This is a genomic window from Streptomyces sp. NPDC057638, assembly GCF_042800315.1.
Lineage (GTDB): Bacteria > Actinomycetota > Actinomycetes > Streptomycetales > Streptomycetaceae > Streptomyces.
In genome coordinates, this window is sequence record NZ_JBHVHF010000069.1 from 7,006 (window position 1) to 30,639 (window position 23,634).

At 69.7% G+C, this 23,634-nt stretch carries 14 protein-coding genes and 1 pseudogene; 9 read left to right on the top strand and 6 right to left on the bottom strand.

Going from position 1 to position 23,634, the window contains the following annotated elements; genetic code table 11:
• The 8 genes and pseudogenes from ACFVIM_RS12820 to ACFVIM_RS12855 all read left to right on the top strand — a co-directional run.
• Nucleotides 1-1,131: pseudogene (locus tag ACFVIM_RS12820) on the top strand (hypothetical protein); the annotation flags it as partial.
• A 9-nt stretch (nucleotides 1,132-1,140) separates the two neighbouring features.
• Nucleotides 1,141-1,554, top strand: a complete 414-nt coding sequence (locus ACFVIM_RS12825; RefSeq protein ID WP_384300735.1) for a roadblock/LC7 domain-containing protein — start codon at nucleotides 1,141-1,143, stop codon at nucleotides 1,552-1,554.
• 142 nt (nucleotides 1,555-1,696) lie between these two features.
• Nucleotides 1,697-2,101, top strand: coding sequence for a DUF742 domain-containing protein (locus tag ACFVIM_RS12830; RefSeq protein ID WP_384300726.1), 405 nt, complete (start codon nucleotides 1,697-1,699; stop codon nucleotides 2,099-2,101).
• Nucleotides 2,082-2,663 (top strand): ATP/GTP-binding protein, encoded by a 582-nt coding sequence (locus ACFVIM_RS12835; protein WP_159686641.1) that lies wholly within the window; start codon nucleotides 2,082-2,084, stop codon nucleotides 2,661-2,663. Before ACFVIM_RS12830 ends, ACFVIM_RS12835 begins: the two co-directional genes overlap by 20 nt.
• A 363-nt stretch (nucleotides 2,664-3,026) precedes the next feature.
• Nucleotides 3,027-6,653 carry a nitrate- and nitrite sensing domain-containing protein gene (locus ACFVIM_RS12840; RefSeq protein WP_384300727.1) on the top strand — a complete coding sequence of 1,209 codons (3,627 nt, stop codon included), beginning with the start codon at nucleotides 3,027-3,029 and terminating at the stop codon, nucleotides 6,651-6,653.
• A 10-nt stretch (nucleotides 6,654-6,663) separates the two neighbouring features.
• The gene (locus tag ACFVIM_RS12845; protein ID WP_009997645.1) at nucleotides 6,664-7,077 is read left to right on the top strand and encodes a roadblock/LC7 domain-containing protein; all 414 of its coding nucleotides are present in this window, start codon (nucleotides 6,664-6,666) and stop codon (nucleotides 7,075-7,077) included.
• A gap of 95 nt (nucleotides 7,078-7,172) precedes the next feature.
• Nucleotides 7,173-7,715: a DUF742 domain-containing protein gene (locus tag ACFVIM_RS12850; protein WP_384300728.1), complete on the top strand. Its 543-nt coding sequence runs from the start codon at nucleotides 7,173-7,175 to the stop codon at nucleotides 7,713-7,715.
• Complete coding sequence (locus ACFVIM_RS12855; RefSeq protein ID WP_050791473.1) at nucleotides 7,696-8,277, top strand: ATP/GTP-binding protein; 582 nt, start codon at nucleotides 7,696-7,698, stop codon at nucleotides 8,275-8,277. Before ACFVIM_RS12850 ends, ACFVIM_RS12855 begins: the two co-directional genes overlap by 20 nt.
• Nucleotides 8,278-8,422: 145 nt before the next feature.
• On the opposite strand, the gene ACFVIM_RS12860 is transcribed toward ACFVIM_RS12855, so the two are convergent.
• The 3 genes from ACFVIM_RS12860 to ACFVIM_RS12870 form a co-directional block, all read right to left on the bottom strand.
• A complete protein-coding gene (locus ACFVIM_RS12860) occupies nucleotides 8,423-8,650 on the bottom strand; it encodes an acyl-CoA carboxylase subunit epsilon (RefSeq protein WP_384300736.1) in 228 nt (75 codons plus the stop codon).
• Between the two features lie 35 nt (nucleotides 8,651-8,685).
• A complete protein-coding gene (locus tag ACFVIM_RS12865) occupies nucleotides 8,686-10,269 on the bottom strand; it encodes an acyl-CoA carboxylase subunit beta (protein WP_384300729.1) in 1,584 nt (527 codons plus the stop codon).
• 154 nt (nucleotides 10,270-10,423) lie between these two features.
• A complete protein-coding gene (locus ACFVIM_RS12870; protein WP_384300730.1) occupies nucleotides 10,424-12,823 on the bottom strand; it encodes a polysaccharide lyase 8 family protein in 2,400 nt (799 codons plus the stop codon).
• Nucleotides 12,824-13,106: 283 nt separating this feature from the next.
• On the opposite strand from ACFVIM_RS12870, the gene ACFVIM_RS12875 reads away from it, so the two are divergent.
• Nucleotides 13,107-13,715 (top strand): YceI family protein, encoded by a 609-nt coding sequence (locus ACFVIM_RS12875; protein WP_384300731.1) that lies wholly within the window; start codon nucleotides 13,107-13,109, stop codon nucleotides 13,713-13,715.
• Between the two features lie 226 nt (nucleotides 13,716-13,941).
• Here ACFVIM_RS12875 and ACFVIM_RS12880 read toward each other — a convergent pair whose 3' ends face one another.
• The 3 genes from ACFVIM_RS12880 to ACFVIM_RS12890 form a co-directional block, all read right to left on the bottom strand.
• Complete coding sequence (locus ACFVIM_RS12880; RefSeq protein ID WP_384300732.1) at nucleotides 13,942-15,828, bottom strand: LamG domain-containing protein; 1,887 nt, start codon at nucleotides 15,826-15,828, stop codon at nucleotides 13,942-13,944.
• A 364-nt stretch (nucleotides 15,829-16,192) separates the two neighbouring features.
• Nucleotides 16,193-16,540 carry a hypothetical protein gene (locus ACFVIM_RS12885; protein ID WP_384300733.1) on the bottom strand — a complete coding sequence of 116 codons (348 nt, stop codon included), beginning with the start codon at nucleotides 16,538-16,540 and terminating at the stop codon, nucleotides 16,193-16,195.
• A gap of 9 nt (nucleotides 16,541-16,549) precedes the next feature.
• On the bottom strand, nucleotides 16,550-23,515 hold the full coding sequence (locus tag ACFVIM_RS12890; protein ID WP_384300734.1) for a polymorphic toxin-type HINT domain-containing protein: 6,966 nt from the start codon (nucleotides 23,513-23,515) through the stop codon (nucleotides 16,550-16,552).
• Nucleotides 23,516-23,634: the final 119 nt, after the last annotated feature.

Below are 23,634 nucleotides of genomic sequence, written 5' to 3' on the forward strand. Positions count from 1 at the left end.
GCCACCAACCAGTTCGCCCGCCCCGACTTCGGCGCGCCCCAGCCCCCGGCACCAACGGCCGTTCCCGCCCAGGACCCCGGCGCCACCGGCGCCCTCCCCCGGGCCGAGCTCCAGGGACCCTCCACCGGACCGTTCCCCCGGCCCGAGCTTCCGGCGCCCGGACACTCCGGTGACGGTGGGCGTCCGGCCATGGGTCAGGGCCCCGTCGGCGGACAGTCGCCCCAGCCGGGATCGTTCCCCGGTCCCGGGACCCAGGACCCGGCGGCCACCAACCAGTTCGCCCGCCCCGACTTCGGCGCGCCCCAGCCCCCGGCACCAACGGCCGTTCCCGCCCAGGACCCCGGCGCCACCGGCGCCCTGCCCCGGGCCGAGCTCCAGGGACCGGCCGCGCCTCAGCCGGGTCCGGCCCCGATGCCGCACGGTCACCCGGGCCAGGTTCCGGGTGCGCCCGGCGGCGACACTGATGCGTTGGGCCGCCGTCCGCACGCGCTGCCGTCGCAGCCCCAGCCCGAGGCGCTGCCGCCCGCGCAGGGGCCCGGCGACGGTCGTACCCCGCTGTACGACACGCTGGAGACGGACTGGTTCCGTTCCCAGCAGCGGAACGGGGCCGCGCCCGCGGCTCCCGATATGACCCCGGCGGCCCCGGCGCACCTCGCGGCACCGGCGGCACCGGCGTCAGCGGCACCCACGGCACCGGACGCACCGGACCTCGCGCCCGAGGCGCGCGGCGAGGACGGGTCCGACGCCACCATGGAGCGGCCGCCGATGCCGCGCCGCGTCCCCGGTGGCCCGCCCGGCGAGCCGGTACCGCCCACCGGGCAGAGCCAGCCGGAGGAGGGCTGGCGCACCTCGCCCAACGACGAGCTGGTGCGCCAGGCCGAGCGGCTCCGCAAGCCCGCGTCCGGCGGGGTCACCACCTCGGGTCTGCCCCGCCGGGTCCCGCGAGCCAACCTGGTCGCGGGCACCGCACAGGAGCAGAACGCCCAGGGCGGTCCCCAGGTCTCTCGCGCGCCCGACGATGTGCGCGGCCGTCTGACCAACCTCCGTCGCGGTATCCAGCAGGGTCGTCAGCAGAACGGCTCGACGACCGGCAGCTTCGATCTCGGCCCCACACACCAGCAGGAGCGTTAGTTGAGCCCGATGAGCCAGGCGGCGCAGAATCTGAACTGGTTGATCACCAACTTCGTGGCACACACCCCCGGGGTGTCCCACACGGTGGTGGTCTCCGCCGACGGACTCCTGCTGGCGATGTCCGAAGGCTTCCCCCGCGACCGCGCCGATCAGCTCGCCGCGGTCGCCTCGGGGCTGACCTCGCTCACCGCGGGGGCGTCCCGGATCTTCGAGGGCGGTCCGGTGAGCCAGACCGTCGTGGAGATGGAGCGTGGTTTCCTCTTCCTGATGTCCATCTCGGACGGTTCCTCCCTGGCCGTACTGGCGCACCCCGAGTGCGACATCGGTCTGGTGGGCTATGAGATGGCCCTGCTGGTCGACCGCGCGGGCGGGGTGCTCACCCCGGATCTGCGCGCGGAGCTCCAGGGCAGCCTGCTGCACTGACCGGCCCGTCCCGTCTCCTACTCCCCGTCCGTATCCGATCCGTCCAGGAGCGCGTCCCGCGCGCCGTCCCGTCAGGTCGCCACCGGCCCCCACCGGCCCGCTCAGACGGCACAACGCCCCTGCTGTCCCGTCCGGAGGACTCATGACCCCGCCAACCGCCTCTCACGATCCGTACGGCGTCCAAGCCGACCCCTACGGCATCGAGGGCGACCAGCCGCTGGTGCGTCCGTACGCCATGACCGGTGGCCGGACCCGGCCGCGCTACCAGCTCGCCATCGAGGCCCTGGTGTCCACCACGGCCGACCCCGCGCTGCTCGCCGGGCTGCTCCCCGAGCACCAGCGGATCTGCCACCTCTGCCGTGAGGTGAAGTCGGTGGCCGAGGTCTCGGCGCTGCTGTCGATGCCCCTGGGTGTGGCCCGGATCCTCGTGGCCGACCTGGCCGAGGCGGGCATGGTGGCGATCCACCAGCCCGGCAGCGGGGACGCGGGTGGTACTCCGGACGTGACGCTGCTGGAGAGGGTGCTCAGTGGACTTCGCAAGCTCTAGCGGCGGTGCGGCCCGTTCTACCACCAGCGCGAAGATCGTGGTGGCGGGTGGTTTCGGCGTGGGCAAGACCACGTTCGTCGGCGCCGTCTCGGAGATCAACCCGCTGCGTACCGAAGCCGTCATGACCAGCGCCAGCGCCGGAATCGACGACCTCACGCACACGGGCGACAAGACCACCACCACGGTGGCCATGGACTTCGGCCGCATCACCCTCGACCAGGACCTCATCCTCTACCTCTTCGGCACCCCCGGACAGGACCGCTTCTGGTTCATGTGGGACGACCTCGTCCGCGGCGCCATCGGCGCCGTCGTCCTCGTCGACACCCGACGCCTCGCCGACTGCTTCCCCGCCGTCGACTACTTCGAGAACAGCGGCCTCCCCTTCGTCATCGCCCTCAACGGCTTCGACGGACACCAGCCCTACAACCCCGAAGAAGTCCGCGAAGCCCTCCAGATCGGCCCCGACACCCCCATCATCACCACCGACGCCCGCCACCGCGCCGACGCCAAAAGCGCCCTCATCACCCTCGTCGAACACGCCCTCATGGCACGGCTCAAGTAGACGCGGACATACGGCAGTTGTCGTAGTTTCCTCAAGAGGGCCACTCAGGGGCGGACTGTGTCCTTAGACACGGTCCGCCTCCACGTTCATAACGTTTCGACAGAGAATTGAGGTCCGCCGGACACCCGACGCGTACGGACGGTGTCGCTGCGCTCACATTCCGCCCGCCATTTGAAGGGGCTCGCTCTTTATGCCCGTTTTATCGTCAGTCGCCAACGCTTGGAATGGCTGATTCCAAGTGTTTGGAACGTACCCGCTCCACATGCTGAAATTCGACGGACTTCTGAGTAGTACGGCTCTGAACGAAGCACGGCACGGTCCAGGTGTCGGCGCCGAGAGGTTGTTGGTCGAGTGAGGCGCAGCATGACGAGCTCCGCGGAGCAGCAGACGCGGGGGAACTTCACCCCGCCGTCGCGCGCGGCGGCGTCGCCCGCCGAGGAACCGGGCCAGGCGACCCCCGCACCACCGCCGCCATCCCGCAGCGGCCCCAGCAAGCTCTCCCCGCGCAACTGGCGGGTCTCCACCCGCCTCAACGCGATCCTGCTCATACCCGTGGGCGTCGGCCTGGTGATGGGCGGCTTCCAGGTCTCGGGGTCCATCGACACCTGGGACGAGGCGCGGGACGCGGAGAAGACGGCGCGGATCGTGGCCGCCGCCTCCGAGTACAGCACCGCCCTGCTCAACGAGCGCGACATCACCGCCGCGCCCCTGCTGCGGGCCACCACCCCGCAGGCACGCCAGGCCTCGGACGTCGGTGCCGCGCACGCCGCGACCGACGAGGCCAAGCGGAAGTTCGACCAGTCCGTCAAGGACCTGCCCGCGGGCCAGGGCCTGGAGCGCAGACTGCGTCTGTTCCGGGGCGAGGAACCCGGCCTCCGGGAGCTGCGCGAGACCGCGTACACCACCAGCAAGGACCCGGTGGCGACCGAGGAGGGGTACGTCAAGGTCCAGCACTCGCTCATGGAGTTCTCCAATGAGCTGGGGCTCGGCACCGGGAATGTCACCAGCTACGGTCGTATGGTTTACGCCATTCAGCTCGCCAAGGCCGCTGAATCGCTTCAGCGCTCCATTGGTATGCACCTGTTGGTGCGTCCGAGCGAGAAAGCGGATGTCTTCAACAAGCAGACGATCGCTTTCAACTCGTACAACTATCTGGAGCAGATCGCCATCGCCGAGTTCGTCTCCGGCGGTACGGACACGGACAACGACAAGCTCCTCTCCGTCATGGCCAACCGGGCCACCGCCGGGGAGAAGCGGCTCCAGGAGAAGGGACTCACCCCGCCCAAGGGGCCGGACGAGTCGGTCTTCTCCGGAATGGCCCAGCTGATCGGCACCGGGGCCACCCCGGCCGCGCTGGCCAAGCAGGACATCACCCCCGAGAGCTGGATGGCGACGGCCACCTCCAAGTTCGAGGGCTATACCGAGGTCGAGCGGGACCTGGTGGACCGGGCCGTGCGGGAGGCGTCCGCCATCGCGGGCGACGCGCGCCGGGACGCCTTCGTCAACGGCGGCATCACCATCATCGCCCTGTTGACGGCCTTCATCCTCGCCGGGGCCGTGGCCCGCCAGATGAGCCGCTCCATGAACCAGCTGCGCGGGGCCGCCTTCGCCGTCGCCGGGCAGAAGCTGCCGCTCCTGGTCGACCAGCTCTCCCGGGCCGAACCCGGCCGGGTCGACACCCGGGTCGAGCCCATCCCGATCGACACCAAGGACGAGATCGGCGAGGTCGCCCGCGCCTTCGACCAGATCCACCGGGAGGCCGTCCGGCTCGCCGCCGAGCAGGCCATGCTCCGGGGCAACGTCAACGCGATCTTCACCAATCTCTCCCGGCGCAACCAGTCGCTGATCGAGGGCCAGCTGACCCTGATCACCGAGCTGGAGAACAGCGAGGCCGACCCGGACCAGCTGGAGAGCCTCTTCCGGCTGGACCACCTGGCCACCCGGATGCGCCGCAACGGCGAGAACCTGCTGATCCTCGCGGGCGAGGAGCCCGGCCGTGACTGGAACCAGCCGGTGCCGCTGGTCGATGTACTGCGCGCCGCCTCCTCCGAGGTGGAGTCCTATGAGCGCATCGAGCTGACCGGTGTCCCCGAGACGGACATCCACGGCCGCGCCGTCACCGACCTCGTCCATCTCCTGGCCGAGCTGCTGGAGAACGCCACCACCTTCTCCTCGCCGCAGACCAAGGTCCGGGTGACGGCCACCCGGCTGCCCGACGGCCGGCTGATGATCGAGATCCATGACAAGGGCATCGGTCTGACCGCCGAGGACTTCGCCGACATCAACCACAAGCTGGCCCACCCGCCGACCGTGGATGTCGCCGTATCCCAGCGCATGGGCCTGTTCGTGGTCGGCCGCCTCGCCGACCGGCACGGCATCCGGGTCCAGCTGCGCCCCTCGGGCGAGCAGGCGGGCACCACCTCGCTGGTGATGCTCCCGGACGCCATCACCCGGGGCGGTGGCGGCGAGCCCGCGCCGGTCCAGGGCGACTTCACCGTCTCGCAGATCATCCCGGAGCAGGCGCCCACGCCGTCGTACGCGTCCGCTCCCCAGCGCACCGCCGCCGAACTCGGTTTCGACGACGGGCAGTTCGAGAGTCAGCAGGCGGAACAGCAGGCGAAGCGCCAGACGAAGCAGCGGCGCAAGGGCGCGCTCAACCCGGTGGGGCGCTCGCTCCAGCGCGGTGAGCGGCGTGCGGCCCTGGAGGCGCAGACCCAGCAGGTCCGTGCCCCGGAGGCCGGGGTGGACGCCTACGGTCAGAGCCAGGACGCGTACGGGCAGAACCCGGCCGGCTATGGGCAGAACCCGCAGACGTACGGACAGACTCCGGCGGCCTACGGTCAGGACCCGGCCGCCTACGGTGAGAACCCGGCGGCCTACAGCCAGTCCCCGGCCGTCCACGGCCAGGACGGCACGGACGCCCCGGCCCCGGCCGGTTACCCGGTCCCGGAGCGCGCCGCCGAGCAGACGCAGCCCTACCCCGCGCTCGACCCGGCCGCCCTGGAGGCGCGGACCTATCCGGCGCCGGACGGCCAGGCCCCGGGTCTCCCGGGCGTGACCACGCCCGGCCAGGGGTATCCCCCGGCCCAGGACGCCGCTTACCCGCAGACCCAGCATTCGGGGTACTCCACCGCTTTCGGCCCCGGTTTCGCGGATCAGAGCTACGCCCAGGGCGCGGGTGCCGGAACGGGCACGGGCGCGGAGGCCACCGCTGGTCCCGCCGCCGGGGCACCGACCGGCCCCTACCCGGGCCAGTCGGCCGGACCGGGCCATGCCCCGAGCGGGGACCGCTCCTATCCGGAAGCGGGCTACCCCGGCCAGGCCGCCTTGGAGCCGCCGTCCGACGGACCCTTCACCCCCCAGCCCCACCAGGGTGACTGGACCGACCAGAATTCCTACCCGCAGCCGTTCGCGCCCACGTTCCAGCCGGAAGCGGAACCGGCATCCAGCCCTTCTGGTGCCGAGATCCCCACGAGCGCGCCCGAACGCGTAGGCTTCGACCGTCCGGGTCCCTCTCCGAGCGGCGGTCACCAGCTGACCGAGGCGGGCCTGCCCCGGCGCGGCAGCGGTACCCAGCAGCCGCAGTCCGGGCAGCCGCCTCAGCGGCAGTGGTCCCAGCCCGGCGAGCGGGCCCCGCAGTTGTCGGGGAGCGACCCGTCCACGGCGTTCGGCGGCGGGGAGCCGTCCACCGGCGCCGAGGTCGGCCGCTCGGCCAACGACGAGCGCTGGCAGCGGGCGGAGAAGCTCCGTGAGCCGAGGGCGGGCGGGGTCACCTCCTCCGGTCTTCCGGTGCGGGTGCCCAAGGCCAACCTCATCGAGGGCGCCGCGGAGCAGACCACGCAGCACGGCCCCCAGGTCTCCCGCGCCCCCGAGGACGTGCGCGGCAGGCTGAGCAACCTGCGCCGTGGCGTCCAGCAGGGACGCAGCGCGGGAACGGACACGAACGGACCGGGCTCCGGCCCGGCCGGCACCTACAACCAGGAGCGTTAGTGTGAGCCCGATGAGCCAGGCGGCGCAGAATCTGAACTGGTTGATCACCAACTTCGTGGACAACACCCCCGGGGTGTCCCACACGGTGGTGGTCTCCGCCGACGGACTCCTGCTGGCGATGTCCGAAGGCTTCCCCCGCGACCGCGCCGACCAGCTCGCCGCCGTCGCCTCGGGGCTGACCTCCCTGACGGCGGGCGCGTCCCGGATCTTCGAGGGCGGCGCCGTCAACCAGACGGTGGTGGAGATGGAGCGGGGTTTCCTCTTCATCATGTCGATCTCCGACGGCTCCTCCCTGGCGGTGCTGGCGCACCCGGAGGCCGACATCGGCCTGGTGGGCTACGAGATGGCCCTGCTGGTCGATAGGGCCGGAAATGTCCTGACTCCCGATCTGCGAGCGGAACTTCAGGGCAGTCTTCTGAACTAACTGGCAGACAGTGCGTTTCACGCCACCGCACCATAGGGTGCGGTGGCGCGGCTCCCCAGGGACGGGGTCGGCCATGCGCAGGCGGAGGAGGAAACGTGGCAACACCCCCAGGCGGACGCCCGTATGACGGCGGTGCTCATCGGCTGCCGGACGAGCACTCCCCGCGCGGCTACGGTTTCCCTCCGGCGAACGGCAGACACGGTGCCCGGGGCGGCTATCAACAGCCGTACGCGTCCTCGTACCCGTACCAGCGACATCCGCAGCGGGGCCATGAACCCCCGCCGCACCAGAACGCGCACAACCCGCTGGTCCGTCCGTACGCCATGACCGGTGGCCGGACCCGGCCGCGCTACCAGCTCGCCATCGAGGCGCTGGTCAGTACCACGGCGGATCCCATGCGGCTCCAGGGGCAGTTGCCGGAGCATCAGCGGATCTGCCGCCTGTGTTTCGAGATCAAGTCGGTGGCGGAGATCTCGGCACTTCTCTCCATCCCCCTCGGCGTGGCCCGGATTCTCGTCGCCGATCTGGCGGAGGCCGGCCTCGTCGCCATCCACCAGCCCGGCGGCGACGAGTCCGCCGGCGGTCAGCCAGATGTGACACTGCTCGAAAGGGTGCTCAGTGGACTTCGCAAGCTCTAGCGGCGGTGCGGCCCGTTCTACCACCAGCGCGAAGATCGTGGTGGCGGGTGGTTTCGGCGTGGGCAAGACCACGTTCGTCGGCGCCGTCTCGGAGATCAACCCGCTGCGTACCGAAGCCGTCATGACCAGCGCCAGCGCCGGAATCGACGACCTCACGCACACGGGCGACAAGACCACCACCACGGTGGCCATGGACTTCGGCCGCATCACCCTCGACCAGGACCTCATCCTCTACCTCTTCGGCACCCCCGGACAGGACCGCTTCTGGTTCATGTGGGACGACCTCGTCCGCGGCGCCATCGGCGCCGTCGTCCTCGTCGACACCCGACGCCTCGCCGACTGCTTCCCCGCCGTCGACTACTTCGAGAACAGCGGCCTCCCCTTCGTCATCGCCCTCAACGGCTTCGACGGACACCAGCCCTACAACCCCGAAGAAGTCCGCGAAGCCCTCCAGATCGGCCCCGACACCCCCATCATCACCACCGACGCCCGCCACCGCGCCGACGCCAAAAGCGCCCTCATCACCCTCGTCGAACACGCCCTCATGGCACGGCTTCGCTGAGGCTGGACCCGACGTGACGGGGTCGACTCCGATGCCCAGGATTCCTGGACACCGGAGCGGGCCCCGGCCCGTCGGGACATGCGACAGGCCCCGCACACTCACGGTGTGCGGGGCCTGGCGTCTGTTCCGAGGGCCGGGCTGAGCCTCAGCCCTGCCAGCTGTGCGAGGGCTGGAAGCCGCGCTGGCGCTCCAGCCGGCGCCATCCGGCGGCGGTCGGCCGGGTGTGCGCCGGGGCGGCGGTCTGCGGCTGGGCCGCGGCGCGCGCCATGAGGACCGCGGTTATGGCGGCGAGCTCCTCTGGCTCGCAGTACCCCTTCTCGACACGGAGCAGGGAGGCGGGAAGCGCGGGAGACACGGCGGTCGGCTCGGACATGCTCATGGTGGGTCGCTCTCCGATTCTCCGCAGGGTCACTGCGGCGGGTTCCCGTGCTTACGGGAGGGCAGGTCGGCGTGCTTGGTGCGGAGCATCGTGAGGGACGCGATCAGCACCGCGCGGGTCTCGGCCGGGTCGATGACGTCGTCGACCAGGCCGCGCTCGGCCGCGTAGTAGGGGTGCATCAGCTCGGACTTGTACTCCTTGACCATGCGGGTCCGCATGGCCTCGGGGTCCTCGGCGTCGGCGATCTGCTTGCGGAAGATGACGTTGGCGGCACCCTCGGCGCCCATCACCGCGATCTCGTTGGTGGGCCAGGCATAGGTGAGGTCGGCACCGATGGACTGGGAGTCCATCACGATGTACGCCCCGCCGTACGCCTTGCGCAGGATCAGCGAGATCCTCGGCACCGTCGCGTTGCAGTACGCGTAGAGCAGCTTCGCGCCGTGCCGGATGATTCCACCGTGCTCCTGGTCGACGCCCGGAAGGAAGCCGGGTACGTCCAGGAGGGTGATGATCGGAATATTGAAAGCGTCGCACATCTGCACGAAGCGTGCAGCTTTTTCGGATGCCTCGATGTCGAGCACCCCGGCCAGCGTCTGCGGCTGGTTGGCGACGATCCCGACGACCTGGCCGTCGAACCGGGCCAGGGCACAGACGATGTTGCGCGCCCAGCGCTCGTGGATCTCCAGGTAGTCGCCGTCGTCGACGAGTTCCTCGATGACCTTGTGCATGTCGTACGGGCGGTTGCCGTCGGCCGGGACCAGGTCCAGCAGCACATCCGAACGCCGGTCGGCCGGGTCGTCCGAGGCGACCGACGGCGGGTTCTCCCGGTTGTTCTGCGGCAGCATCGACAGCAGGTAGCGGACCTCCGCGATGCAGGTCTCCTCGTCGTCGTAGGCGAAGTGCGCCACGCCCGAGGTCTCCGCGTGGACGTCGGCGCCGCCGAGTCCGTTCTGGGTGATCTCCTCACCGGTGACGGCCTTGACCACATCGGGGCCGGTGATGAACATCTGCGAGGTCTCGCGGACCATGAAGACGAAGTCGGTCAGGGCGGGGCTGTAGGCCGCTCCCCCGGCGCACGGACCGAGCATCACGGAGATCTGCGGGATGACCCCGGACGCCTTGGTGTTGCGCTGGAAGATGCCGCCGTATCCGGCGAGCGCGCTGACGCCCTCCTGGATCCGGGCGCCCGCGCCGTCGTTCAGCGAGACCAGCGGGGCACCCGCCGAGATCGCCATGTCCATGATCTTGTGGATCTTGGTGGCGTGGGCCTCGCCCAGCGCCCCGCCGAAGATCCGGAAATCATGGGCGTAGAGGAAGACCGGCCGCCCCTCGACCGTGCCCCAGCCGGTGATCACACCGTCGGTGTACGGCTTCTTCGCCTCCAGGCCGAAGCCCGTCGCGCGGTGTCGCCGGAACTGCTCGACCTCGTGGAAGGAGCCCTCGTCGACCAGCAGCTCGATCCGCTCGCGCGCGGTGAGCTTGCCCTTGGCGTGCTGGGCCTCGGTGGCGCGGTCGCTGGGGCCGCGCCGGGCCCGCTCGCGCAGATCGTGGAGCTCGGCGACCCGCCCTCGGGCGTCGCTCGGCTCGCTGGAGGTCTCGTCCACAACGGTCATGCCAAGACCCTACGGATCGAAGCGCGAATTCCATCCCGTTGACTCCGTACAGTCTCCATGGCGTTCTCCTGTGGGCCTCTGACAGGGCCCCTGGCAGGACACCCCTATCCCCCCCTCCAAACCAGGTGTTCTTTGTGGATGTCCCACAAGGGGGTCACCCCAGAAGCAGCTCACAGCGATGACTCGCCCCCGCATTCCCCCCCTGGAGTCTCAGCCGAACGGCCCTGCCCGTGGCGCGCACCTCGATGCCCGGATCATGGTCCAGGACGGCCCGTACGGGGTGGCGCCAGACGATCTCGCGTGGGGCGCCGGAACGCTCGGGGTCACTGAGTGTGAGCGTGGCGGTGCGGCGGGCGGTGCGGTGGAGGAGGACGCTGGCGGGGGCGCTCGCGGTGAGGGCCCCGACGCTGGCGGCACGCCAGAAGTTGGCCGCCACCAGCAGGAACGCCCGGCCGCGCCCGGCGCGGCGCACGATGACCGCCTGCCGGGCCGTGTCATGGGCGAGCACCTGGAAGCGGCGCGGATTCCGGGCCCGCGCGGCGACCTCCCGGCGGCCGGCGCCGGGCATCAGGACGTAGGCGTAGCGCGCGTCCACCGGGTCGGTGCCGTGGTCGAACCAGAGCGTCTGGTAGCGCCGGGTCTCCCGCCGGGCGGAGCCGCCCCGGTTGATGTCACGCCATGAGCCGGTGCGGTCCTCGCGCAGGGTGCGCGGCACATTCGTACCGTACGTACCGTTCTCACGGGAGGGAAAGACCCAGCCGCCGTGGCCCTCCAGATGGGCCCAGCCGGGGCCGGAGGTGAACCGGGCGTCGCCGTCGGGGCCGAGGTTGCGGTGGTCGACGATGGTCTCGACGGGGACCCCGTCGGCGCAGGTGATGCCCGCGCCCAGGCAGTAGATCGCGTCGTCGGCGCAGAACCAGGACAGATGGGCGCGGAGCGTCGAGCCGAGTCCCGCGAGATGCTGGCCGACGGCCGCGTAGACGCCGTCGGTGGCACCGCCGACCCAGCGGACGGGAGGTTTCGGCGTGCCCCACTCACCGCCCGCGTTGTCCGGCAGCCGGAGCGTGGAGACGGTGGTGCCGGGGAGGCGGTAGGGGTCGGCGGTGGGCCAGAACCAGTCGGTGTACTGGTCGCCGTGGGCGCCGTGGGGCCACCAGAGGAGGAGGCCCGCGCCGGTGTGGAAGCCCCGGGGGTTCTCGCCGTTGCCGCACTCGTAGTGGGAGACGCGTTCGGAGGCCATCGCGAGGTTCGCGGTGAAACGGGGGCGGCGGTGGACGGCCCGGTCCATGGCCGCGTAGAGCTTGTGCCCGACCGGCTCGGGGGCGACCGGACCGGCACTCGCGGCGATGGCCCGGATCCGGGCGAGGTCGGCGACGGTGTACTGGGGGCTGGTGAGCAGCGGCACGGTGGCGTCCCGGGCGGCCCACCCCCGGATCCGCGCGTGCCAGCGTTCCCGTTCGGCGGGGGACGCGCCCTCCACGAGCAGCGCGACCGCCGCGATCATGGCGTGGCCATGGAAGTGGTCGCTCCGGAGGATCCCCCGGTCGTCCTCCGTCAGCAGTCCCCGGCTGATCGCGCGCCCGTTGACGCTGTCCATCATCAGCCCGTCCACGATCAGCGGCGCGTACGCGTGCTCGACGCTGTCGAGGATGATCTGACGGGCGGGGTCGGTGATCTCCCAGGGTGAGCCGATGAGCAGCGCGAAGAGCCGGGCGAGACCGTCGAGCAGCACCTGGCCGTACGTGCCGGAGTAGGCGACCCAGGTGTGCTGGATGAACGATCCGTCGGCGTAGAGGCCGTCACCCTTGGTGACGTACGGGAACACGGGTGACAGCGCGTCCCGGGCGAGTTCGATCTTGGCTGGTGCCCCGCCGAGGATGCCGCGCAGGGCGACCGAGCGGCAGAGGTCGACCCGGTTGGCCCCGGTGGAGGTGCCGCTGTAGTCGCGCAGCATCGCGTCCGGGATGAAGTGGTCGACGGCGGCGCAGGCGGCCTCGCGCTGTCGCGGGGTGAGGTGGTCGTGGAGGGCGGCGACCGTGTCCATGAGCAGCCGGGGGCTGCCGATCTGCCACTCCCACCAGTTGCCGTAACGGGTGGTGGCGGGGTTGTAGACGGTACTGGAGAGGTGGTCGAGGCCCTGGAGGGTGGCGGCGAGGAGGGCGGGGTCGGGGGCGTGGCGGTACGCCTGGGCCATGGTCCAGAGGCGCTGGTAGCTGAGGGTGATCCCGGCCGGGGGGTCATAGGGGAGGCCGGGCCAGAGGGAGGCGGGCCCGGGGTCCATGGCGGCGCGGTAGCGGGCGGCGAGGCGTGCCGTCTCGGCGATACGGGAGGCGTAGGGCTCGGCGGTCGGGTCGTAGCCGGTGCCGAGGGCGAGGTCGAGCCAGCGGAGACGGAGGGGGGTGAAGGGGTCGGGGGTCTTGGTCGGGGTGAGGGCGGCGGTCGTGGTGGGGGCGGGCACGGTGGTCGCGGCTGTTGCGGTCGTCGCGGCTGTTGCGGCTGTCGCGGCGGTCGCGGTGAGGAAGGTGCGGCGGGACCAGGGGGCGGGGAGGGGCACGGGGGCCTCCGGGGCGGCGAGGGTCCTGGCGGGGTAGCGCGGTCCTGGCGGGGTGGTCCGGTGGGGCCCGGTGTAGCACGGGCCGGGTGGGGGCTCAATGGGCCGCGCGTCCGGCCCGGTGGGACGGGGTCCGCGACCCCGGGGTGTGAGCGCCTGGACACGATCGTGGGACACGCCGGAGATTCAGTTGAACTTTGAACGGAATGGCTCTAGGGTCTTTCTTGTTCAACATTCAACCAACCGCACTCCGGGTCCCTCCGGACCCCGCCCCAAGGAGCACACGATGGGCCTCTTCAACCGCAAGTCCGCCGCCCCGGCCACCACCGCCGCCCCCGCCCCCGTCGACCCGGCGCTCGCCGCTCTGACCGGCGCGTACACCATCGACCCGGCCCACAGCAGCATCGGCTTCCAGGTGCGCCACGCCATGGTCACCAACGTGCGCGGCACCTTCACCGAACACGAGGGCAACCTGACCCTGGACGGTGCCAACCCGGGCGCCTCCTCCGCCGCCATCGATGTCCGTATCGCCTCGGTCGACACCGGCATCGCCGACCGTGACAACCACCTGCGCAGCGGAGACTTCTTCGAGGCCGAGCGCTTCCCGCTGATGAGCTTCCGCTCCACCGGCGCCGAGCAGCTCGGCGGCGACCGCTACCGCATCACCGGCGACCTCACCATCAAGGACGTGACGCGCCCGCTCGCCATCGACCTGGAATTCCAGGGCGCGGCGAAGGACGTCTACGGCAACGAGCGGGTCGGCTTCGAGGGCGGCGCGGAGATCCTGCGCTCCGAGTGGGGCCTGACGTGGAACGCCGCGCTGGAGACCGGTGGCGTGATGGTCAGCGACAAGGTGAAGCTGAACTTCGACATCTCGGCGATCAAGGCCGCCTGATGCCCGGGGAGGGCGTGAGCGCCCACTCGGAACACCGGTTCCGGCGACACGGGAACGACTGCTGGAACGACTGTCGCAACGGCCGCCGGAACGACTGAGCGCCCGTCGTGGAACCGACGCTCCTGAGAAGGAGACGACGGTCCCGCGACGGGCGCTCAGTCCGGTGGGGCGGTGCCTCCCCCCGAAGGCGCCGACCGGGGCTTGCTGGGTGTGGGGTGGTGTGGGGTTACTCGACCACGGGCGGGGTCATGACCTTTTCGAGGATGTGGGTGCGGGACATGGCACCGGTCCAGACCCGTATCTCCCGGATAGAGCCCGGCAGATAGTGGCCGGTGACGCCCTTGGCGCTGCCGCGTCCCGCGGTGAGGGCGCCCGCGCCGTGCTGCGGAGTGTCGAACGCCGACGTGCTGCCCGCGGCCTGCGGTGCCGCCCCGATGAACAGTGCGGTCTTTCCCGTCTGGCCGGCCTGCGTCGTCGCGGTGGGGTCGTAGACGCCGGTCACCTGGACCCAGGTGTCGAACTCGGCGACCTCCTGGGACGACGTGAAGCCCGTGGCCACGGCCTTCCCGGTGGCGTCCGTGGCGGTCCGGCCGAAGCGCCACACGAAGCCATCCGGCTCGGGGGCGAGCCGCTCCACCCAGATCGCCCAGGTCGACTCCGGTCCCACCGCACTGGCCTGCCCGAAGACCTGGGCACGACCACCGACCGGGAGTTGCCGCATCTTCGCGCCATCGAGTTTCACGGCCGTGGTCACTGTGAAGGCGCCGGTCTCGTCCACCACCGGACCGGTGGTCGAGAGATGACCGGATGTGCCGTCGAGCCGTACCTCGTTCGCCGCCGGGTCGGCGACCGCCCCGGTCGGGGAGAGCACCAGCGCGCCGGGCGCGTAGGCGGTCAGCTCGGGGACCCTGCCGTTCGCCGCCGAGGACGTGTTCCAGTACGCCACCTGCTCGACGGCGGGGACGCCATTCACCTCGTACCGGCTCTCCACCGCCACCTCACTGGGCATGAGAGGGCGCTGCCAGAGCGCGAGTTCGTCGATCCGGCCCACCATTTGCTCACCGGTCGCGGAGGCGCCGACGGTCATCCCGGCGGAGGAGGTCCAGGGGGTGTACGCCGGGTTGGCGGTGGCGAGGACAACGGGTGCGCCCTGGGGGCGGCCGTTGACGTGGAGCTGAATGGTGTCGTTGGCGCTGTCGGTGTCGCCCTGGGTGTCGAAGACCCCGGTGAGATGGGTCCAGACCCGCAGGGGCGGGTTGGCGGCGGTCGCGAAGGAGCTGATGTAGGCGGGGGTGTCGGAGTCGGCGACTCCACGACGGAAGACCCACTTCTTGGCGGTGCCGGAGTAGGCGAGGCTGAACGCGTCCGTCTTCTTGGTCCCGGGCGCGGCCACGACCACGCGGGTCGCGCCACCGTCGTTGAGCCGCACCCAGGCGGAGACGGTGAAGGAGTCCCGGGTGTTGAGCGGGGGCGCGCTGGTGCTGGCGTATCCGGTGCGCTTGGCCGGGTCGGTCACATCGTCGTTGAGTCGGAGCGAGTGGTCGCCGGTGCCGCCGCGCCCGAGGGCGGACCAGTCGGCGACGCCGGTCGCCTTGTGGAGGGTGAGGGGGTGGCGGGGGCCGGCCTCGCCCGTGTCGGCGGCAGTGGTGACGCCGGAGCCGGGCGTGGAGTCATCGAAGTGCCAGCGACCTCGGGGGCCTTCGGGTGGGCTCACCTTGAACGCGAACCTGGCGGGAATACTCATCCCGCCCTGAGCGTCGATGGCCTCGACTTCCAGCACCTCAAGCCTGGAGTCCGTGGGACGGACCTCGATGACCACATCGGCGCCCGTGACCCGCTGCGCACCCTGCTGGGACTGGAGCCGCCAGCGGTAGCCGGTGACGTCCGTGTCGGCCGGGTCGGGGGTGATCCGGAAGGAGCCCTTGACGCCGGGGGCGCCGCGACCCGGACAGGTGTTGGGCAGGCACTCCTGGTAGACGCCGGTCGAGACGATCCGGGGCGCGGAGGGTACCGGCGTGGAGGCCGCATGGGCCGGTACGGACAACACTCCAGCCGCCATCGCGGACACGACCAGCGCCACCCGGGCGCCCACCCGTCGTGGGCATGCGGACACGACTCACCCCACCCCCGGGCCCCTTCGGGACCCGCACATTGCCGCAAACAGTCAGTAAAGAACGGTAAACGGAATGTAGAGGGATGGTGAAGGTGAGACAAGGGCGACCTGGCCGCTTGCAGGAGCCTGACCCTCTGACAAATGTGCTACAACACGCATGTTCGGTATGAATGCCGAAGATAGACAGGAAGCGCCCACATGCTCGCACCACCCACCGGCGAATGCGGGACCCTCCCTCCACAAGAGGGAACCGTCTACAGCAAGGAGCCCTTGAGTGTTATCCGCCAAACTGACGCCACACACGCCGAGGGTCCGACGGGAAAACCACCCGCCGGACCCCATGTATCGCGATACGCAGATAACCCTACGCGGGACCCATCCGATCGAGCCATCGCCTGCAGACTTCAACAGTGACCGGCTCGAACAGTTCGGGACTGGACACCTCGAAGAGGAATTGCGTCAGCAGATCGAGTTCACCGTCAGCGATCTCCAGACTTTCCAGCATGTGAACCGCCTGCGCCCACCGAGGGAGCTGATGAACATCCAACTCCCCAGCAATGCAACGCCGCAAAATCGAGCTCACGTCACTACGGTCAAAATCTACAAGCGCCCCGTCATACCGGTCGCACTGATTTGCCGCAGCGATCAACCCTTCCAGTGGAGAGCCCCACTGAATCAGAAGCTCCAGATCCCCTTCGGTATCCGCACACATACCACGACCTCACTTAAACTTGATATGCGCAATACTGCCATCCGGCAGGAACGTTGTCTTATAAGACAACTCCGTAACCCCTTCGGAGTTGACGCGTTTCCTGTATATTGCGTACGACCCTGGAACCTTCCCAGCGCTTTTAAAGCTGAACTCCGCACCACCTCCCGGAAGGTGAATTATCTGCGGAATCTCCGCATTTCCTGAACTCCCCTTCATGAAACGAGTGAGATTTTTCCGCAATCCTGGAGACAATTGATCGACGCCCTTGGCGGCAGCGACCTTTTCACCTCGCGTCAGGCTGGTTCCACATTCGCCATTTGAATTATGCACCAGGACCGGAGTCCTACCCGCCAGCACATAATACGTATGCAGGCTGTTTACCGTCAGGTTGTACGTTCGTGCCCACTCTTCATAGGCCCTGTTCCCCTGAACTTCCAGAGTCTCCCCCTCATCCGTGAGGAGGGTCATCCCGACCTTCAATTCCTTGGCCTCGACCCAGCGGTCGGCCGACGGAGACCAGAACGGATGCTCATGCGTCGCGGTGAGCTTCTTCGGACCATCGCGGGTCTCGATCGTCAGCTCGTTGAAGTGCCGGTCGTCGTCCGTGACGATCAGGCGCGTTACCTCACGCGGGCCTGACTCGCCCGTTTCCGGATCGGTTGCCAGGACCATGTCGCCGAGCTTGACGTCCTCGATGTCCTTGGTGCGGCCATCGGCCATCAGGACATCAGTGCCTGCGAGGAAGCACTGGGTGCAGCCTCCGTTTTTCAGGCCCTTGCCCGGTCCTCTGCCGACGCCCTGGACCAATCCACGGCCGCCGCCTGTGTCAAATGCCGCGGCCATGGCTGCGGCGATGGCCTTGCCGATTTTGTAGCCGCCTGGGCAAGCGCTGCCTGTGGCGTCCATGCACGCAATGTGCAGAACGCTTTGTGCTGTGTTCCGCATGAACTGCTGGTCCGCCCGGTCGGCGAAACAACTCAGATAGTCCTTGTTCCGGCAGAGTTTTCTCTCCGTGAGCGCCTTCGCATAGGCGTCCGCGATGTCCGGCAGCTTCTTCCACTTGACCGAGACATCCACTGTCGGCAGCAGCGAGACCAGGCCATCGCCGTTGTAGTCGTAGCCGTGGGACTCATTGGACCAGCCCCAGGTGTCCACTGCCTTGCTGCCGGGAACGCCGCAGTTCTTGACACAGCCCTGCGGGTCCCGATGCGGGTGATACCCCGAGTTCTTCGTCCAGGCACCGTTGTTGCACTTGTCGTGGACGCCCGAGTGGCACTCGGGCACGCCCATACCGCTGGGGTCGGGATTGGTGACCGGGCTGTTGTGACCGTACGCGTAGCCGTTGAGGCTCTGGTGCCGGTCGGTTTCCAGCAGTGGATCAACGCTGATGAACTGGCCGAGCGCCGGGTCGTACTCGCGGGCCGAGATATGGGTCAGGCCGGTCGTGGTGTCGGCGGTCTTGCCGAGGAAGCCCTTGTCGTCGGGCCAGTTGTCCGGGGTGGTGCCACGGGGGGCGCCGAAGGGGGTCAGGTGGCGCTTGATGGCCGCGTAGGTGGTCGCGTCCAGGGACAGGGTCGAGGTGCCGTGGTGGTCACCCGCGAGGAAGTTCAGCTCCGACTCGGTGGCGCCCGCCTTCGCGGTGCGGACCGCGACGGTCTTGCCCGCCGCGCTGTAGTAGCGGGTGCCGGTGAGGGTCTTGGTGGTGCCCTTGACCGTCAGCCGGACCTCATCGCTGCCCAGATAGAGGACGGTGTCACCGTCGGCCGTGGTGGGGCGCCGGATCAGCAGGGATCCGGAGGCGTCGTAGAGATAGCTGGTGCCCTTGGCGGCCTTGGTACCGGAAGCGGGTTCCTTGAGGGTGGCGAGCCGTCCTTCGGGGTTCCAGGTCAGGGTCTGCTGTTCCTGGGGGCCAGGCCGGCCGGTGGTGTTGCCCGCCGCGTCATAGCTGTAGTTCCGGATGGCTCCGGTGCTGTCGACATCGGCCCGCAGCAGGGTGTGGGGCTGCTTGGCGGCGGTGCCATAGGTGTAGGTGGTGGTGGAGGGCGAGGTGGTCCGGTAGTTGGTCTGGGAGGCCCGCTGACCCGCGGCGTTGTAGGTGTAGCGGGTCCGGTAGGGGGCAGGTCCGTCGATCACCGCGTCCGCGACCGGGGTGGAGCAGTCGGGCGTCTTGGGCGTCCACAGGTCGGTCAGTCGGCGGTGGCCGTCATAGCCGAAGCACTGGTAGTCGGGCTTGACCGTGCCGCCTTCGGTCGCCGTGTCGAAGATCGACGTGACGTTCCCGGCCGGGTCCTGGGTGTACAGGAGTTCCTGCCGCATACCGCTGTGGAGGTCGTCATGGACGGAGGAACGCTTGAGGCGACCCGTACCGGTCTCGTAGTCATAGCTGAAACGCGCCTTCTTCCCGGTGCCGGAGGTCCCGAGTACCAGTTCGTTCAGCTCGCCGAGTGGTGAGTAGAGGGCTGACTGGAGATAGCCGGTGGTTCCCGTCGAGGCGATATGCCCGCCGAGCCCGTTGTAGCTGTGCCTGACGTTCTCCGCCTTCAGACCGGCGACGGCCGGATGCCTGGTCCCATCGATCGTGCCGTCGACGTTGTACTCAGTGCCGAAGGAGAGCGTCTGAGGCACACCCGCTTCGACCAGCGGCTCGTCGGCGGGCAACTGCAACTGCTGGCCGGTGGCCTGGTAGAGGGAGTCGTACGAGGTGACCTTCTGGGTGTACGCCTGCCCGGTCACCCCACCGACATAGCGGACGGCGGTGTCCGACTGTCCCTTGGCGAGGGCGTCGTAGGTCCACGCCGCCTGCTTGTTGGCGTTGGTCTTGGATCCGCTCCACAGACCGGTTCTCCGGCCGAGGACGTCGTACTCGGTGTGCAGGGTCGTGGCCCGGGCGTCGCTCACGCTGACGGCCTGGTCCAGATCGTTGTACGCGGTGGTCTCAGTGCCCTTGTCGGGATCCTTGGCACTGATCTGACGGCCGAAGAGGTCATGGCCATACGACCAGGTGGCCCCGTCCGGGCCACGGACCGACGCCTGCTTCCCCGCCGGGGTGTAGGTGTACCGGGTGGTGGTCGACGAACCGGTCGGCTTCGGGCCCGCGTACTCCCGGCGTTCGGTCAGCTGGTCGCGCGCGTTGCTGACGACCGCGACCGCCTGCCCCCCGGCCGGAGCCGTGGTGGTGACCGTGTCACCGAGATAGCCGGTCTCGACGCTCCATCGGGTGACGCCCTTGACCTTGGTGTCGGCTTTCAGTGAGCGCTCGGCACCGTCGTACACGGTGTCGACCTGGAGTGGTGCCTGTCCCCCGTCGGTCGCGACCAGTTCACTGCCCGGGGTACGCGACTGACTCCAGATGTCGGAGTTCTGGGTGACCGCCAGACCGCGCTCGTCATAGAGCGTCTCATCGATCACCGTGCCGCCGACGGGCGTGGGTGACTGTGTCTGACGGGACCGGAGCAGCGAGTCGTAGAGCTGGTAGGTGGTGTTGTACACCTCGGCGGTGCCGTTCAGGGAGGCGGAGGCGACCCAGGACGGTTTCGACGTGTTCGAGACGGAGTAGGTGAAGACGTGGTTGGGAGTCTTGCCCAGGGACTTGGAACGGTCGGGCAGCCAGACCTTCTGGACCCGGCCGAGGCTGTCGTACTCGCTGCTGGTGACCTTCCGGTTGGGGTCGGTGACCTGGTTCGTCACCCCCGACGCGAAGTCGTAGAGCGTGGTCGACGTATAACCCTTGGCGTTGGTGACCTCGGTCTCGGTCAGCGGGCCCGTCAGCGCCGGGGTGTAGACCGTCGTCGCCGTCGTCGTGTTCTGGTTGTCCTTGACGGTCAGCGGGCGGCCGAGGGCGTCGTACGACGTCGTGGACGTGGTCTGCCAGACCGGGGCGCCGGAGGCGGCGGTGTAGCCCTGGGCGCGGCCCGCCCAGCGGGCGTCGCCCCTGGTCGGCACCTGGGAGAGGCTCCAGTCCGCCGTCGAGTCGTAGCGGACGGCGGTGTCGGAGATCACCGAGCCGGGGCGGCCGGCGTCCAGCGGCAGGTCGAGCTGCTCGTTGGCCAGGGCGCACGGGTCGGCCACCGGGGGTTCGACGTTGCCGACGACCCGGGTGCGGGAGACCAGACTGGTGAAGCCGTTGCCCCGGGCGTACCAGGTGCGGGTGCAGCTCTCGTCGCCGAGTGAGTCGTTGTCGCCCCGGTCCAGGACGGTCTTGGGCATCCCGTACTCGTCGTACGTGGTGACCGTGGAGCGCACCCGGTCCCTGGCGGTGCCGGAGCTGGTGACGTTGACGCGGGCGTGGCTGGCGCCGGTACGGACGAAGTGGGCCTCGGTGTCCGCGTACGACTTCTTCTGTACGGCGGTACGCAGCGACCAGGGGTCGTTGATGGTGCCCCGGACCTCCTGGGCGCCGTTGTACGTCACCGACTCACGGACGAAGCCCGCGTACTGCTCGCTGTCGGTGATCGCCCCGGCCTTGATGCCACTGACCGAGACCGACTTGCGGGCGGTCGGGTCGAGCTTGCCGTCGGCGCCGAGCACGCGGTCGCCGTGCATCCCGCGCAGATGGACGGTGACGGTCTTGGACTGGGTACGGCCGGGCTGCCCCACGGTGTGGACGACCTCGCCGAAGCCGCGCCAGAGCGACCAGGTGCGCTCCTTCTCCTTGGTCAGCGGGTCCTCGTTGTACCGCCAGGCGCCACCCTTGGGGTAGGTGTACTTGTGCTCGATCCACTCGACACCGCCGTTGGTGCCACCGGTCATCACCGAGGCGACCGGGTACTTCTGGAACCAGTCCAGGATCGGCGTCTTGCCGCCGTTGGGCGCCCAGTACACCGGGAAGCAGTTGCCGGTGTTGGTGTCCAGCTTCGGCTTGGGCTTGGTGGCCGAGCAGTCGGCGGGCTGGTAGTCGATCCGGGTCTGGCCGCCGGTCTCGGTGGTGATGGTGCGCAGCCGGGGCTTGGTCAGCGGCAGGATGTCGTCGATCTTGCCGTCGACCCGGTTGGGCTTCGACTGGTGGCCGAAGACGATCGGGTTGGCCGTGATGTCGGTGCCGCGCTTGCCGGTGTGCTGGATCCGGTCGAGCCAGAGCGACTGGTCGGTGCTGTCCCCGGTGTCGCCCGGGTCGAGGTAGACCTGGGTGAAGGCCCAGGAGTCGACGGAGGCGTACGTCGCCGGGGTGGCCGCCGCGTCCCACGCCTGGGTGGCGACGCCCGTCATCCGCTTGCGGGTGTAGAAGGAGGGGCCGACGTTGCCGGTGCACTTCTGGCCGGACTTGCACTCGGCGTCGAAGGGCACATCGGGCCAGTTGTTGCGGGTCGCCTCGGTCAGCGAGGCGCAGTCACCGACCGTACAGCGCTCGGCGTAGGAGAAGACGACCTTGTGGGAGGCGGCGGGGGCGCCGCTGAAGAGGGCGCCGACGCGCTGGCCGTAGCGGATCTCGTTGAGGTAGCCGCCGCGGTGGTAGGAGGTGCCGTTGCTGTCGTTGCCGAGCGTGTCGTAGTAGTTGGTCTCGGGGGTGTACCAGTACGTCATCGCGTTGTCGCGGGTGTCCTCGACCAGGTCGAGGTTCCAGCGCCATGCCTGCTTGAGGTCACGGCCGGAGAACGTGGTGCCCTGGTCGTACCCCGGCTCCCCGGCGTCGTCGCCGAAGACGGGCACGGTCCACACCGAGTCGGTGGTGTCCCCGGCGGGCGCGCCCGGAAGCACGTTCTTGCCGAAGGTGTACTTCGTGCCGTCCCCGGTGGTGACGATCCAGTGCTCGCCGTTGTCGTCCCGGTTGTCGGCGCCGGTCGCGAGGGTGACGGTGGTGGCGTCGTCGTTCTTCAGCCGCCACTTTCCGTCGGTGTCGTCCTTGACCAGTTCGGTGGCGCGGCCGTTGAGGACGAGGGTGGCGTTCTCGTACTTCCAGCAGAGGTCGAACTTGTCGGTCTGCCCGTCGTCGTCGCAGGTGGCGTACTTGCGCTCGATATACGACGAGGTGATGTCGAAGCCCTCGCCGATCAGGCTGCCCTGGTTGTTGGTGTTGGCGGTACGGCCGTCGACGGCGCCGGAGTCGTACGAGACGGAGAGATCGGGCTGGGGGCCGGCCGCCGGATCCGGGACCTCCAGCGGATACGACCAGCCGAAGGTGCCGGAGGAGCCGCCCGCCTCCCAGGTGGAGCTGGCGGAGAGCGCGGTGGCCTTGAAGTCACCGCCGCCGGAGCTGGGGCCCGCCGCCAGGGCGAGGACCATGGTGCGGCCGGGCGCGGTGGCGGAGGCGGTACGAGAGGCGCTGGCCGTGAAGGTGAGATCGGCGGTCAGCCGCTCGGCCGCGCGCTGGTGGGTGCTGGTGGGCAGCGGCGTACGGGTACGGCAGGCCGCCGCCGTGGGAGTCGTCAGCGCGCAGTCGGGCAGCCGCTGGAGGCGGAGCCGCCCGGCCCAGTCCCCTCCGTACGCGGCGGCGAAGGCCCGGTAGTCGACGGCGAGCCGGGCCGTGCCGGGGGCGTTGACGGGCGCGGTGGCGGTGAGCACCACGCCCTTGACGCCGAGCTGGGCCGCCTTCTTCTGGTCGAGGACGGAGATGGTGAGGGAACGGGCCGCCGTCTTCTTCCCGCTCTGCGCGAGCGTGAGCGGAAGGGAACCGGGCGCCGTCTTCGCGGAGCCGGTGGCGGGGAGGGAGACGGTCGCGGTTCCGGCCGTGGGCCAGGTGACCGTGCGGGCCTGGTGCTCCCAGGCGCGGGCCATCTCCTTCCGCTTGGCCTCGGCACTCTCGCGGAAGACCTTGGCGTGGGCCTTGTCGGCATGCTCCTGGAAGGGCTTGACGTCGATGGACTCCGGGGCCGCAACCTTCGGCCGCCCCAGGGGCCCCGCGCCGTCGGCCATGGCGATCGGTGCGGCGAAGACGACGGGGGTCAGCAGTCCCGGGATCAGGGAGTAGCCGACGAGGGCGGCCAGTCGCCGCCGCGACCGTGGGCCACCCCGGGCCACGGCCGACGGGAACCGTTTCATCTGTGTGGGTTCGCTTTCGCTGGGCCGCCCGTACGGTGGACGGCGTTCCTGACGGGCCGTCGATCCACGGCCCGTGTGCTGCTGGGCATGGCGAGCGGGTCGGTCGCCTCCTGTGGAGG

Coding starts and splice junctions, on each gene's coding strand:
- ACFVIM_RS12825 (WP_384300735.1), top strand. CDS start 1,141: ATGAGCCAGGCGGCGCAGAATCTGAACTGGTTGATCACCAACTTCGTG.
- ACFVIM_RS12830 (WP_384300726.1), top strand. CDS start 1,697: ATGACCCCGCCAACCGCCTCTCACGATCCGTACGGCGTCCAAGCCGAC.
- ACFVIM_RS12840 (WP_384300727.1), top strand. CDS start 3,027: ATGACGAGCTCCGCGGAGCAGCAGACGCGGGGGAACTTCACCCCGCCG.
- ACFVIM_RS12845 (WP_009997645.1), top strand. CDS start 6,664: ATGAGCCAGGCGGCGCAGAATCTGAACTGGTTGATCACCAACTTCGTG.
- ACFVIM_RS12860 (WP_384300736.1), bottom strand. CDS start 8,650: ATGTCCGAGCCGACCGCCGTGTCTCCCGCGCTTCCCGCCTCCCTGCTC.
- ACFVIM_RS12865 (WP_384300729.1), bottom strand. CDS start 10,269: ATGACCGTTGTGGACGAGACCTCCAGCGAGCCGAGCGACGCCCGAGGG.
- ACFVIM_RS12875 (WP_384300731.1), top strand. CDS start 13,107: ATGGGCCTCTTCAACCGCAAGTCCGCCGCCCCGGCCACCACCGCCGCC.
- ACFVIM_RS12885 (WP_384300733.1), bottom strand. CDS start 16,540: ATGTGTGCGGATACCGAAGGGGATCTGGAGCTTCTGATTCAGTGGGGC.
- ACFVIM_RS12890 (WP_384300734.1), bottom strand. CDS start 23,515: ATGAAACGGTTCCCGTCGGCCGTGGCCCGGGGTGGCCCACGGTCGCGG.